Genomic DNA, 13,675 nt, shown 5'->3' on the forward strand with positions numbered 1-13,675 from the left:
GATATAATGAAGCAAACAGATAGATAAATTCAATAAAGCATTTGCATAGGATTCGAGCGGAAGGAGACTGCATGATGGAAAAGGAAAATTTGTCTTTTGATGAGATGTGGGAAAAAGTCATGGCTTGCGATCGGAAATATGACGGTCTTTTTTACACGGCGGTCAAAACAACCAAAATTTACTGCAGGCCATCCTGCAGATCCCGGAAGCCCAAAAAGAGCAACGTCACATTTTATACGACCATGGCTGAAGCTGAATCGAATGGATTTCGGGCATGCAAAAGATGCCAACCCGAAACGGAATTTTCACCTGATGAAGAACTGACACGCAGAGTGATGGCTTACCTGACGGCCAACTACAGGGAAAGCATCAACCTGCCGGACATTGCTGATTATGTTGGCATGAGCCCGTTTTACCTGGAGCGTGTATTCAAGCAGGAAACGTCTGAAACACCGCGTTCCTGTCTGGAGAGAATCAGGGTCGACAAGGCAGCGCATCTTTTAAAATGCACCGATCTGTCCAATCTTGCCATATGTTTTGAGGCGGGATTTCAAAGTCCTTCCAATTTCTATAGAATATTCCGCAAGCTGAAAGGTTATTCACCAACTGAGTTTCGGAAGCAGAGCGAGGCGATGACTTCATGAAAAAGGTACACGATGAACTGTATACAAAAATACCGACGCCTGCTGATTTTAATTTTGCGGAATGCCTTGTCCATCTGGGCCGGTCTTCGCAGGAAAACCTGTACCGCCTGGATGGAGGAAAAATCACCAAATTGCTGAAGCTCGATGGGCAGCTTGTGCTGTTTCATATCAGACCGTCGACTGGAGCTTTGCGCCTCGAATTCCCACTGGGTGCGCCATCGACGAGGGAAAGGGAAATGGCCGCAGCTTATGTAGTGGACTGGTTTGATCTGAAAACAGACCTGCGGGAATTTTTCGCGATGGCGGAAACGGATCCGGTTTTGAACAGCGTGGTTCAAAAATATTATGGGTTGCGGGTGATTGGCGTACCGGACTTGTTTGAAGCCCTGGTCTGGGCAGTTATGGGACAGCAAATCAATCTGACTTTCGCCTACAGCTTGAAGAAGAGGTTTGTCGAAAACTTCGGGGAATCCCTGACTTACGAAGGCGAACGTTATTGGACATTTCCAGAGGCTGAGACAATTGCCGAGCAGAGTGTTGAGGACTTGAGGGCTTTGCAGCTGACGGGCAGAAAAGCGGAATACATTCTTGGCATTGCCACGGCGATGGCGAAAGGCGGATTGAATAAGGAAACGCTGCTCATGCAACCGGACATGGAGCGTTCTTTACTGGAAATTCGGGGGATTGGTGCCTGGTCGGCTAATTACGTCATGATGAAATGCCTGCACCGCCAATCAGCCTTTCCGTTCGCGGATGTTGGTCTGCATAATGCTTTGAAAGCCCAATTGCAACTCGACCGGAAACCGACACTGGCAGAAATTGCAGAGCTGGCGAAAAATTGGGAAGGGTGGCAGGCTTATGCCACATTCTATCTATGGAGGTCTTTATTATGAATGAATTGCACAAAGCTGAATTCCAATCCCCGATCGGCGTCGTGGAAATCATCGGGACCGAAAGGGCAATCCTGTCGATCCTGTTCAGTGAAAAAGTTGAAGTGGACTACCCAATCGGACCGGATAGTCCATCGGTCATAGTGGATTGCCAGCGGCAGCTGGAGGAATACTTTAAGGGAGAACGCATGGAATTCAACATTCCCTTCGAATCAACCGGCACTCCATTCCAGCAGAAAGTCTGGTCGGCATTGACCGAAGTTCCCTATGCAGAAACCGTCTCCTACGGGGCGATTGCTAAAGCGGTCGGCAGCGAAAAAGCCGTAAGGGCAGTGGGGAATGCCAACAGCAAGAACAAGCTGACCATTGTTGTACCTTGCCACCGGATCATTGGATCGACCGGCAAACTGACCGGCTACGCCGGGACATTGACCCGGAAAGAATGGCTGTTGCGGCATGAAAAAGAGGTTGGAAAAAATCTTCAATCCGTTAATAAAGCATAATAAACCCCCAGCTAATCGACATTAGCTGGGGGTTTTGCAAATACACTACTCATTTCGTCTGCGCTTCCGCTTTTTCAGACTCATTCAAGTCAACATCCACAGAAGTGACGAAATAGCGCTTGTCAGCATCCGTTTTGAGTTCGACTTTCTTTCTGTCGAACAAGGAGACCGTTTCAATTTTTTCTATTTCGCCTGTCTTGATATCTTCTTCATAGATGCGGTAACCGATGATTGCGTCATCTCGCACCGCGTGCCAGGAGATGTTGAAAGCAGAAGCCATGACGTTTGCCGGAGGCTCCGGCTGTTTTTCCTGGATGCTTGAATCGGAAACCAGTTCGGCGGTAACGACCAGGCGTTCTTCGTGGGAGCCGATGTCACGGTTGAAATCGCCGGTACAGGTGATTAAATTGATCATCCGCTTGTCCGAGCTGCCGAAAATCTCTTCAATCGGCGCTTCGTCGGTTTCATAGCTGGTCAGGTTTTTCACCTCAAACACCATCTTGCGCCCATCCGCGTCGGTCAGGACTACTGTTTCTCCAACTTTTACGTCTTTCAGTTCATAAAAGACTGCTGGTCCCGTCAAACTGTCGACATGTCCAGCTAATACGGCGTTGCCTTTGGCGCCAGCTTTAAAACCGGGTTCAAACCACCCAACTTGATCCACGTCTTCCGGCACACCCATTTCGCCGTTATCCAGAATACCGGTCGGCTCGATGTTTGCTTTAACACCGATCGAAGGGACTTCGATCTGCGAAGGCTCCATGCCTCTAATGCTTTCCTGGCGTTCCCGCTGCAGCATCTGCAGCTTTTCCCGTTGTTCCGGAAGGATAGGAAACTCCGCAATTTTGTCGACATAGTTGCCGGCCGTTTTCTCTTCAGCTGCGGCTTGTTCTATTGGTTCATTCTGGTCGATCAATTCGGCATCTTCTTCAATCGTCGGACTGGCCGCTAAAGGCTTCAATATGATGAACAAGACGAGACATAAAACAATCGCCGTTCCCATGGTGACAAGCTGCTTCATCTGCATACCCTCCTTTCCAATCAGGAACAGAGAGAGCCAGTGGCCCTCCCTGAACTATTATTGCTGGTTTTTACTTTGACGATACGTAATTGTTCCAGCAGCCAATAAGATCATCATGCTCAATGTGATCCAAAGAATCATGGTGTTGGATTGGTTAGCAGTGCCGCCAAGTCCTGTGGCCGGCATTTTTTCAGGTGCTGTGTTTTCGAAATTCTCCGGGAATTGATCAACGATTGCGCCGCTCAATCCTTTACCGATATCAAACATGATCGCATAGCCTGCACGGTAATTTTCATAAGATGCTGCATAATCGCCTGAACCGTATTGCTGGAATGTATCTACAACTGAAGTTTCATGTGCTTGTACACCTGCAATGGTTTCATCCAAAGGCATGCGGTCTTCAGTTGCGCTGTTCAGGAATGTTCCAAGGTCAGTTGCAAATGTGCTGGTCAACGTAGTTGTCGCTTCTTCTACAGCTGGCTGATCGTCAGCTGCTGCAGCGGTAGCCAAGTCGCCTTGAACAGAAATGTGTTCGTTGTTCCAAAGTTCAACAAATTGGTTGCTCGCTTCTTCACCGTAGACAGAAGCAAGTGCTGCACGGAATTCTTCGGTGTTCTGGTCTTGTGCCCAATCTGCAAAATCAAAGTCTTCAGATCCATTATAGCCTTTTGTCATGCTCAGTTGCGCCAAAGCGAAATGCTCGGCTGCAATGCGGTTGACTGTTGAACGGAAATCGCCGGCTGGTGTGTTCGGATCAGAAAACTGATCCGGGAACTGAGCGGAAATCGCTCCACTGATGGCGCTTCCGGCTCCGAAGATTTGCGTGAAGCCTTCCAGGTAAGAAGTATAAGCCGCTTCGTAATCACCTTCTACATACAGATCAAATGTTTCTTGAACGAAATCTTCATGCTCACGAAGAGCGGCAGTCGCGCCGTCTTCTGGAAGATTCCCTTCTGTTGCAGTGCCGAGGAATGCGCCCATGTCGTCAACGAATGACTGGATTTCTGTTAACGCTTCTTCCTGCATGGCTTCGTCGCCTGCTTTAACAGCGGCAGCGTAATCGTCTGTGCCCATATTATGCTTATCGAAGATTTCAACGAAAGCAGCTCCGCCTTCTTCGCCGTAAACCGAAGCGATGACCGGCTCCATGTCCGCAGCGTTGGCATCCAATGCTGCGAGTGATGCTTCTGCCGCTTCGTCTCCATCATAGATTTTCATCATGGAATCGACAGCCAGCGCATAATGCTCCGACAATAAGGAATCCAGTGTGGCGCGAAGTTCCACGCCCGTCGTTTCCGTTGGCGGAAGTTCATCCGCGAATGCTGCTGTTCCCATTCCAGGAACCAAAAGTGCGGCTCCAAGTACAGGTGCTAAAACTTTTCTCCATTTCATAATAAAACCACTCCTCTTTTTTAAGTTTCTTACACACATAACGGAGGGGTTCTGGAATTAGATCACTCTTTTCATATGAAAATAAAAGAATTGTGCAACCGTGTCACCTAATCGATTCATAAAGCTTCTATATGGTGATGAAAGAGAGGTTGGTTGTCCGTGAGTGGGTTTCGCTCATGGACAAAGGCAGTTTGCCGGGGCAAACTGTTTCCATTCAGCTCTTTTTGAGTTGGACGGTATTTAGCGTGGAATGGATTGTATTTTGAACGATTCGGACTGTATATCCATTTACCTGGGAATCGATAAGCTGGAAAGCTGAAATGAAAGTGGATTTCTCTCCTGATCAGCAGAAAACTACCGCTTACAGAAATGAAATCTATATGAAAATGAAAAAAACCGCCTGGGTGGCGGTTTTTTCATTTAATACGAACATCTTCTGGATATTTTTATTTTACGCCAGTACTTCTAAGAAAGCTTAACAATTCATTGTTAAAGCGTTCAGGTTCATCTGCATTCATCCCATGTCCGCTATCCTTAAATGGAACGAGAACCGAGTTGGGAATTTGTTTCTCCAGTTCTTCGCCCAGTTCATATGAACAGATTTGATCTTTTTTGCCATGGAAAATAGCTGTTGGGACTGTAATGCCCGCCAATTCGCCGCGCAAGTCTTCATCTCTCAACGCAATTGCGGAGTTGATGGTTGAATGGGCACCGGCTTCGAGTCCGAGCGTCTGGAACCAGTGAAGGAACTCCGGTGACTTTTTCTGTTCATAGAACATATCCGCGAATTGGGAAAGGAAAGCCGGGCGATCTTCTTTGATCTGTTTGATGATGTCGTCCACTTCTTCAGGCTTCAAGTTGATCTTGAAATCCTCGCGTTGTGTGAACACAGGAGCAGCAGCTCCCATCAATAGCAATTTGTCTACGCCTTGCTGGCCAAACTTCGTTAAGTAGCGGATCGCAATCGGTCCGCCCATGGAAAATCCGGCAAGTACGAAATTATCGAGTTTCAAATGATCGATGACCGCTTTAACATCGCTCGCTGCCGTATCGTAATCATAGCCTGACCACGGCTTGTCTGATTTCCCGTAGCCTCTAAGGTCGATGCCGATAAACCGGAAATTCTGCTGTGCAAGGATGCTGACCTGCGATTCAAACGATTTGCTGTTCAATGGCCAGCCATGGATGAATACTACCGGCTGTCCTGACCCAATATCTTCTGCATAAACTTTCACGCCGTCTTCCACTTCAATATAATGTCCCAAAAATTTTTCCTCCTCCAATTTAAAAACCTGTAATGGTGATAAGGTTCCCTTTGTAGTTATAAAATAAACTGCTATCAATCAATGACTTATCTTTCGACTGCACCAAATTGACTAAAGAATGATTCCACCATGAAGATGAAATGCTCCTCTTATAGAAAAAACTAAATTACTGCATTAAGTCTGGAAGCCACAGAACCATGGAAGGCAAGTGGGTGATGAGAGCCAATACAATATAAGAAGGGTTCTTTGTTACCAGTGAGGGGCTCAGGTAAGATGATATTAGTGGAATACGACGGGCCTGGGGAAGTTTGAATGACTTTTCTTTGTACTGGGTACAAGATGCCGAGGCGGCTAATCAATAAATGAAAATCTGATGTGGCAATTAAAAAGTGGTTTTCGTCCGTGAGCGGCTTTCGCTCATGGACAAAGGCAGTTTGCCGCGCAAACTGTTTCCATTCTGCTCTTATTTGTTGGAATTCGAGTTTGGCAAGTAAATCGGGTTGTTTGGACAGTATTCAGACTGAGTTGGACAGTATTTGGTGCAGAACGGACTGTATTTCGTCCAGTTTGGACTGTATGTCCAATTATCTGGAAATAAACTCATTGACCCTTTATACATCCTTACGACAACACCAGCTTTCAGCAAATAAACCATTTATCAAACGTAAAAAACCGCCCAATGGCGGTTTTTTGTCATTTAACGCGTATATCTTCAAACGCATCAAGTGTTTGAACATCTTCTGGAGAAATAGTGAACTCCAATTGGCTGTTTTCGATGATGCGTTCTTCATTTGTTGATTTCGGAAGCGGCAATGTGCCGTGCTCCAGGCAATATCGGATACATAATTGTGCAGGTGTTACCTCATACTTGGCAGCCAACTCTTTGATGTCAGGGTTGTTTAAAATCTGTCCTGTTGCAAGAGGTGAATATGCCTCCACAACGATGTTGTGCTTTTTGCAGAACTCCAATAGGCTCGCTTGATCGCGGCCGATATAGAATGGTATCTGGTTGGCCATCGGCACGATGTCGCAATTATCCAGAAGTGCCTGGATATCCTTTTCTGAGAAATTGGAAACGCCGATTGCCCGAATCTTACCGTCTCTATATAGCTTCTCCATCGCTTTCCATGATTCGATATTGCCTTCTGTACAGTCTTTGCCTATTTCGTCCCAAGGCCACGGCGCATGAATCAAATAAAGATCAAGGTAATCAACGCCAAGGTTCGAAATCGTTTCTTCAAAAGCTTCAAGTGTCACGTCATAGCCTTTGATTTGCGCCGGGAGCTTACTGGTGATAAAGATCTTTTCACGGGAAATAGTGAAATCCTTAATCGCTTTGCCGACGTTTTCCTCGTTCTGGTAGGCTAAAGCCGTATCGATATGTGTATAGCCGTTTTCCAATGCAGTCGTCACTGCAGCGTAGGCTTCTTCGTTCGGAATCTGCCAAGTGCCGAATCCGATATCGGGAATTTTAACCCCATTGTGGAATGTGAAAAACTTGTCGTTTGCCATAGAAAAATTTCCTCCCCTTTGCTTATCGCTCCTTCCTATTGTACGTCTTTCCGAATAGGAGGGTCCAGAATTTAGGATGTTCTAGACTGTAAATCTTCGAAATCCGAAACTTTCAGTTGCCCGAACCGTAAATATAGAAACGGGGGATAAAAGGAGGTGGCTGAACATGTGGCCAACTATCGCAACTGTGTTTCTTCTCATTGCCATAGGATTTGCAGTCAATAAAATCATCAAAAAAAGGAAAGAATCTTCTGCCGCGGATCTGAAAAGTTTGGGAACATCCATCTGTTTCTTTTTAATCGCCATCGTCAACCTGTTGGCATATTGGTTCGATATTATCGGAATCATCTCGATGTCCCTGACAATCTTGTTATTGATCACCGGAGCTTACTTCAGCCGTTACCTGCAGACAGATCACGAAACTTATCCACGGTAAAGGAGCGTGTACATATGCCAAACTGTGAAAATTGCGGACGGCAATGGAAATGGAAGACCATTGTCCTGAACACCCTCAAATTCACCAATAAAGTAAATTGCCCGTACTGCGGAAAAGCGCAATACATCGTGCCGAAGTCAAGAAAACAAAATGCCCTCTTCAGCTTTTTGCCGGCATTTCTTATTATTGTGGTGACATTAATTTTTGATTTGGAAGTACTGGGTACTTTCCTGTTAGTACCAGCTTTAATTTTTATATTTTTAGGGATATACCCATTCCTTACAAAACTTTCAAACGAAGACGAAGCTAGTATAGGAGAGCGCTAAACGGCATTTTTTTTAAAACGGACACCCCAACCATCCAAGCAAACGCTACTGCCTCGATCAATTCTGATGGTCCGGTCTCTGGAGAAGTGTCAGGGGACCCCAGGCAGGTCGTGTCGAATAATTTGGCTGCCGCAGAACGTTACGAGAATATCCGTATAATCGACAATGCCGCATTGGATCTGGAGGGAATTATCGACATATTACTCAAGTAAGCAGAACGCAGGAACCTGATTTCGAAGAAGAAAGGATGAGAACAAGTGGAGACGATGCTGGCTGTAGAAAATTTAGGGAAGTCTTTCAAAGATAAGAAAATTGTCTCGAATATTTCATTTGAAGTGAAAAAAGGGGAGATCATGGCGCTTCTCGGCCCAAACGGAGCAGGGAAATCGACGACAATCCGCAACATCATGGGCATTATGTATCCCGATGAAGGGAGCATCACATTCCAGAGCAACCCTAAAAAAGGAATCCCGCGCAATAAAATCGGCTATTTGCCGGAAGAACGCGGGTTGTACAAAAACGTCAAAGTCATGGACATCCTGCTGTATTTGGCGGAACTGAAAGATTATCCGCTGGACCGCGCGAAAGAACGGGCGCTTGAGCTGCTGAAGAAATTTGATTTGGAAGGGAAAGACAAGGTGTCGGTGGAAGAATTGTCAAAAGGCATGGGGCAGAAAGTCCAGTTTATCGCCGCGATTCTTCATGAACCGGAACTGTTGATCCTTGATGAACCTTTTTCCGGCTTAGATCCCGTCAGCCAGGAATTGTTCAAAAACGAAATCCGCGGCTTGGCGCAAAACGGCACAGCGATTTTGCTGTCATCGCATCAAATGAACCTGGTCGAAGAAATGGCCGATCGGCTGTTTTTGATCCACCGCGGGACAAAAGTGATTTACGGACCGCTCGATGACGTAAAGAAACAATACGCCAATTTCAAATGCACCATCCACGGCGTGAACGAACGGAGTTTATTGGAAAGCCTGCCGGAGGTCGAACGGGTAGAGCAAAATGAAGAAACAGCCGTGCTGTATTTGTCTAAAGATGTGGAGCCGGCTTCATGGCTGAAAAATCTGCCAGTACAGCTTGATGTCCAGGAATTATCCATCGACCGGATTTCCTTGCATGAAATCTTCATCGACATCGCAACAGATAAAAATCTCTTGAAGAGAGAGGAGAGTTTGGATGCGTAACACGAAGAAAGTCGCCAAATGGGAAATCAAACGGAATATGAAAAACAAGACGTTCCTGATTGGCTTGTTTATATCGCCTATTCTGTTTCTGGCATTTTACCTCATTCCCGACCTGTTCAATAACTCGGATGAGGACGCAGTGTCGACGACGGTATTCGTCAATGACCAGCTTGGTGTCTATGAAAAACTGGAAATAACAGTCGATCAAGCAGGAGCCGAATGGGAACTGCAGCCGACCGATAGTTCGGAGGAAAGAGCCGAAGAGGCGCTTGAATCCGAAGAAAACACTGCATACGTCTTTATCGATGAGCGGGCATTCGAAGGCGGCGTCTTGCCGGTTTACCAAAGCGAGGAAATCAGCCCTGTTTTTATCAATGAAGTGCAGCTGCTAGGTGCTCCTTTGCAGGCGATGCAAATCGAAGAGCTCGGCTTGACGCCTGAAGAAGCAAGCGTCATTGCCCAAGGCGTCGTGTTTGAAGATGCTTCTGCCGCCGCAAATGCAGAAACCGAAATGGGCACAGGATTGGATGAAGACTTGATGAAACGCATGGTGCCGGGGATATTCGCGGCAGCCGTCTTGCTGTCGATCGTCTTTACAGGCATGGCGATCTTCCAAAGTGCTTCTCAGGAGAAAAAAGACAAAATCGCTGAAATCATCTTGTCGTCACTGACTCCGGGTGAATTGATGCAAGGCAAGATTATCGGGTATTTCGTGCTTGGCATCATTCAGGTGCTTGTGTTTATCGTACTGGTGCTGCCGGTTCTTGTGTGGAAAATCGATGTTCCGATACTTGAGTATTTGTTCGTGCCGGAACTGGCTTTGCTGCTGTTCATTGCGATACTGGGCTACTTGTTGTTTGCCGCTCTTTTTGTCGGCATCGGAGCAACGATGGCGGACATTTCGACTGCTGGAAACTTCCAGGGAATGATTATGATGCTGCCGTTTACCGCTTTGATTTTCGTTGGTCCGGTTTTCAGTGACCCAAGCGGCATTTGGGCGCAAATTGGCTCGTATATTCCATTCACTTCGCCAGCGATATTGATCCTCCGGTTGACGCTCTTGGAAGAGTGGCCGTGGATTGAAATCATCATTGCGCTGGCTATCCTGATTGTCAGTGTCTGGGTCTTCATGAAGCTGGCAGGGAAAATATTTAAGATCGGTATTTTGATGTATGGGAAAAATGCAACACCGGGCGAAATCTGGAGATGGATCCGTGCCTAAAAAATGCATATCATCACTTGAAAAAGGGCCGCTCCTGAAAGTTACTGGAGCGGCCCTTTTCGCCTACACATTGGCAAGGTCTATCGGCTTTCTTTCAGGTATTATTCAGGATTTCAGCCTGTTGATCTCCACCGTCAGTTCACTGAACCGCCGGTCAAGCTCGGCATATTGCGGATCTTTCGCGATCATAAAACTCAATTTCCCCAGTACTTCCTGGCGCTCCGTCTCAAGCCGCATCAGCAATTCTTCAGTTTCGTCCCGTTCCGGAGCGGGTGCATCGAGTTGCTTCTCGATCCGGCGGTCCGCGATGACCAGTTTGCTGGTGGTGGTTTTCTCCCGGAATGCCTGATCATGGGAGACGACAAGCATTGTGCCCGTGTACTGCGCCAAAGTCTCCTCGAGCTGCTCGCGTGACGGCAAGTCGAGGTGGTTGGTCGGCTCATCAAGAATCAGCGCGTCCCGTTCCTCCAAAATATAGACCATCAGCTTGCACTTGATGCGTTCCCCCATGCTCATGGCGCCGATCGGCTCTTTCCACTGCTCCGCTGTAAAGCCGAGATGCTTCATCAAGTTCTGGACTTTGCCGCGCGCTTCGAAGGTTTCCTTATAGAACAGCTCGCCCGGTGTTTTCTCAAGCGGCAGGTCAAACACTTCCTGCGTCAAGTAGCCGATGCTCGCAGAAGGGGACATCCAAACATTGCCGTCTGCAGGTTCCAGCCCGAGCAGGATTTTCAGTAACGTCGTTTTGCCGCTGCCATTTGCACCTTCGATGGCCACTTTTTCCCCATGCAAAATGGTGAAATCCGCTTTCTCAAACAGCAGTTTGCCGCCATATGCCTTCGACAGCTCTTTCACTTCAAGAAAACGTTTGCCTGTTTTATGCGTGGCTTTCATGGAGAAAGCGACTTCGTATTCAGGCTCGAGGGGCTCCGCGTTGATTTTATCCAGCTCTTTTTCCAGCCGCTTCTGTTTGGATTTGACTTGTTTGTCCATGCGTTTCGCTTTCAGGCGGTAATGTTCTTTATAACCTTCCTGCTTGGTTGATTCAGCGTGCGCTTTATGCGACCAGGAAGTCAGTTCGTCCATCTGCGCTTCGATGCGCTCGACCATCTTTTGCTGCTTGTCGTATTCCCGTTGCTGGGTCAACCGTTTCTGCTGCCGCGCGTCTATATAGCTGGAGTAATTGCCGCTGTGCTCGATCAGTTTCTGGTTTTCGAGCGACCAGATTTTGGTCGCAACCGCGTCCAGGAAGTGGCGGTTATGCGACACCAGGATAATGGTCCCCGGGTATTTGCGGAGCTGCGCTTTCAACAGCTCGATGCTGCCGCTATCCAAATGATTGGTCGGCTCGTCCAGCAACAACAGGTGGGCATTTTTCGAGAGGCCTGCAGAAAGCCGGGCCTTCAGTTTTTCCCCGCCGCTGAGGAGTGGGAAGTCATGCATCGGTACCTGCCATTGTTTCAGCAAGGCACTTTCCGAGGCTGTGACCTCGCTGAATGCATGTGTTTCCGTTTCCTGTTCCACGAAGACGGTTTCGATATTCGGCTGGAGCCAGTCGAGCTGTCCGCTTGTAGGAATCAATTCACCGGCGATCAAGCGCAGCAACGTCGATTTACCGGCTCCATTCTTGCCGATGATGCCGATCACTTCGCCTTGCCGGACACTTGCATGGACCTCTTCAAAAATTACCGTATCCAGTATTTCATAACGCACATTCTGCAATTTCAGCAGTTCTTTCATCCAATCAATCCCTTCAGGAGAGGGAGAATAAAAAAATCCTCCCAAATAAATTTGGAAGGATTAGCCGTATCGTGCCCATTCTAAATAAGCCATCTATGTACAATGGCTCGCCAGTTTTTCAAGATGTGGGCAGACTAATCCTATTTTGCGTAAGTTGAAATTTAAAATTCCAGTCGCTAAAACAAGATTAGTTGCGCATCGTCCACCCATCAGCCTTTCTGTCGTTTGATAAGGCCAGTATAGCATAGCGGTAAATCCATTTCCAATCATCAAAGGGCTGTTTTGTATAGGCTGCCAAAGGGTAAGCTAAGACTATCTTGTTTTAAAAAAATACAGCGTATCAGGAGGCCATCATGGAATATATCTATTTAGGAAATTCAGGTTTGCGTGTTCCGAAATACATACTCGGAACTGTTCCTTTCAGCGGAACAAATGGTTTTGAAGCAGCTGGAGATATTGACGAGAATCTGGCACGCCGCATGATCGACATGTCACTGGAAGCCGGCATCAATATGTTCGATACCGCCAACCTCTATTCAAAAGGAGATGCGGAAAAAGTATTGGGATCGGCCATCAAAGGGCGCCGGGACGAAGTTCTGCTGACATCAAAAACAGGCTTTCCTCTGGGAGAAAACCCTAACGCAAGGGGAGCTTCGCGAAGCAATATCCTGACATCCATCGACCAGTCGCTGGAGCGCTTGGGAACAGACTACCTTGATGTCTATTTCGTTCACCTGTGGGACGGGCAGACGCCGGTCGAAGAAACCGTGGAAGCGATGACCAGCCTCGTGAAGTCCGGCAAAATCCGCCATTGGGGCGTGTCGAATTACAGCGGTTGGGCGCTTGCCCGCACGTTTTCCGTCGCGGAGCAAGCGGGCTATATCCCGCCGATCACCCAGCAGATCTACTACACACCAGAAGCGAGAGAAGCAGAATATGAATTGCTTCCGGCCGGCAGTGAACTTGGCATCGGTTCGATGATCTGGAGTCCGCTCGGCGAGGGCTTACTGAACGGCAAAATCGGACGCAATAAACAGGCGCCGCCAAACACGCGCCAAGGTGCGGGATGGCCGGAGCCATGGGTGCAAGATCAGGAGCGGCTGTACCAGGTCATCGATGCACTGGAAGAAGTCGCGGCCAACCATAACGCATCGGTTCCGCAGATCGCTTATTCGTGGGTCCGGGACCGTCCGAACGTTGGGCCAATCGTCATCGCAGCCCGCAACGAAGAGCAGCTGAAAGAAAACATTGCTTCCTTTGAGATCAAATTGACTCAAGAAGAGCACGACCTGATTGAATCGGCCGCTCGCCCTGTGCCGATCTACCCCAACTGGCACCGTACCATGAGCTCATTCGACATGAGCAGTCCGTCCGAGAAGACGTATTTGGAAGGGTATAAGAAGTCGATGGGGATAGAGGAATAAGTGACAATGATTTAGACAAGGTAAACGCCTCGAAAACAGCTCTGGTTTCGAGGCGTTTTAGTGTTTGTTTATCACTTCAATCATTTTTTTCTATCAACCAAAAGAAGAGG

Annotated in this window: 13 protein-coding genes; 8 read left to right on the top strand and 5 right to left on the bottom strand. The window is 47.6% G+C overall.

Annotation, left to right across the window (positions count from 1 at the left end):
• Positions 1-74: 74 nt before the first annotated feature.
• The 3 genes from ACRC6Q_RS01090 to ACRC6Q_RS01100 are packed head-to-tail and all read left to right on the top strand — an operon-like array spanning position 75 to position 2,037.
• Positions 75-644: a bifunctional transcriptional activator/DNA repair enzyme AdaA gene (locus ACRC6Q_RS01090; protein ID WP_431466307.1), complete on the top strand. Its 570-nt coding sequence runs from the start codon at positions 75-77 to the stop codon at positions 642-644.
• A complete protein-coding gene (locus tag ACRC6Q_RS01095) occupies positions 641-1,537 on the top strand; it encodes a DNA-3-methyladenine glycosylase family protein (RefSeq protein ID WP_431465559.1) in 897 nt (298 codons plus the stop codon). The genes ACRC6Q_RS01090 and ACRC6Q_RS01095 overlap by 4 nt, the downstream gene beginning before the upstream one ends.
• Positions 1,534-2,037 carry a methylated-DNA--[protein]-cysteine S-methyltransferase gene (locus ACRC6Q_RS01100; RefSeq protein ID WP_394121275.1) on the top strand — a complete coding sequence of 168 codons (504 nt, stop codon included), beginning with the start codon at positions 1,534-1,536 and terminating at the stop codon, positions 2,035-2,037. The genes ACRC6Q_RS01095 and ACRC6Q_RS01100 overlap by 4 nt, the downstream gene beginning before the upstream one ends.
• A 49-nt stretch (positions 2,038-2,086) precedes the next feature.
• Here the strand turns inward: ACRC6Q_RS01100 and ACRC6Q_RS01105 are convergent, their stop codons facing one another.
• From ACRC6Q_RS01105 to ACRC6Q_RS01120, 4 genes are all read right to left on the bottom strand, one after another.
• Entirely contained in the window at positions 2,087-3,058 is a 972-nt protein-coding gene (locus tag ACRC6Q_RS01105; RefSeq protein WP_431465560.1) for a sortase domain-containing protein, read from the bottom strand.
• Between the two features lie 57 nt (positions 3,059-3,115).
• Positions 3,116-4,450, bottom strand: coding sequence for a hypothetical protein (locus ACRC6Q_RS01110; protein ID WP_431465561.1), 1,335 nt, complete (start codon positions 4,448-4,450; stop codon positions 3,116-3,118).
• A 446-nt stretch (positions 4,451-4,896) separates the two neighbouring features.
• Positions 4,897-5,715, bottom strand: coding sequence for an alpha/beta fold hydrolase (locus ACRC6Q_RS01115; RefSeq protein WP_223636477.1), 819 nt, complete (start codon positions 5,713-5,715; stop codon positions 4,897-4,899).
• A gap of 693 nt (positions 5,716-6,408) precedes the next feature.
• A complete protein-coding gene (locus ACRC6Q_RS01120; RefSeq protein WP_431465562.1) occupies positions 6,409-7,227 on the bottom strand; it encodes an aldo/keto reductase in 819 nt (272 codons plus the stop codon).
• 166 nt (positions 7,228-7,393) lie between these two features.
• Here ACRC6Q_RS01120 and ACRC6Q_RS01125 point away from each other — a divergent pair, with 166 nt between their 5' ends.
• From ACRC6Q_RS01125 to ACRC6Q_RS01140, 4 genes are all read left to right on the top strand, one after another.
• Positions 7,394-7,663: a hypothetical protein gene (locus tag ACRC6Q_RS01125; protein ID WP_431465563.1), complete on the top strand. Its 270-nt coding sequence runs from the start codon at positions 7,394-7,396 to the stop codon at positions 7,661-7,663.
• A gap of 14 nt (positions 7,664-7,677) precedes the next feature.
• Positions 7,678-7,989: a TIGR04104 family putative zinc finger protein gene (locus ACRC6Q_RS01130; protein ID WP_223636500.1), complete on the top strand. Its 312-nt coding sequence runs from the start codon at positions 7,678-7,680 to the stop codon at positions 7,987-7,989.
• A gap of 257 nt (positions 7,990-8,246) precedes the next feature.
• The gene (locus ACRC6Q_RS01135) at positions 8,247-9,179 is read left to right on the top strand and encodes an ABC transporter ATP-binding protein (RefSeq protein WP_223636503.1); all 933 of its coding nucleotides are present in this window, start codon (positions 8,247-8,249) and stop codon (positions 9,177-9,179) included.
• Entirely contained in the window at positions 9,172-10,401 is a 1,230-nt protein-coding gene (locus ACRC6Q_RS01140) for an ABC transporter permease (protein WP_431465564.1), read from the top strand. The genes ACRC6Q_RS01135 and ACRC6Q_RS01140 overlap by 8 nt, the downstream gene beginning before the upstream one ends.
• A 105-nt stretch (positions 10,402-10,506) precedes the next feature.
• Here ACRC6Q_RS01140 and abc-f read toward each other — a convergent pair whose 3' ends face one another.
• Positions 10,507-12,141 (bottom strand): ribosomal protection-like ABC-F family protein, encoded by a 1,635-nt coding sequence (abc-f, locus tag ACRC6Q_RS01145; protein ID WP_431465565.1) that lies wholly within the window; start codon positions 12,139-12,141, stop codon positions 10,507-10,509.
• 353 nt (positions 12,142-12,494) lie between these two features.
• On the opposite strand from abc-f, the gene ACRC6Q_RS01150 reads away from it, so the two are divergent.
• Positions 12,495-13,565, top strand: coding sequence for an aldo/keto reductase (locus ACRC6Q_RS01150; protein ID WP_431465566.1), 1,071 nt, complete (start codon positions 12,495-12,497; stop codon positions 13,563-13,565).
• Positions 13,566-13,675 lie beyond the last annotated feature (110 nt).

Source organism: Planococcus sp. SE5232, from assembly GCF_050686535.1.
Taxonomy (GTDB): Bacteria; Bacillota; Bacilli; order Bacillales_A; family Planococcaceae; genus Planococcus.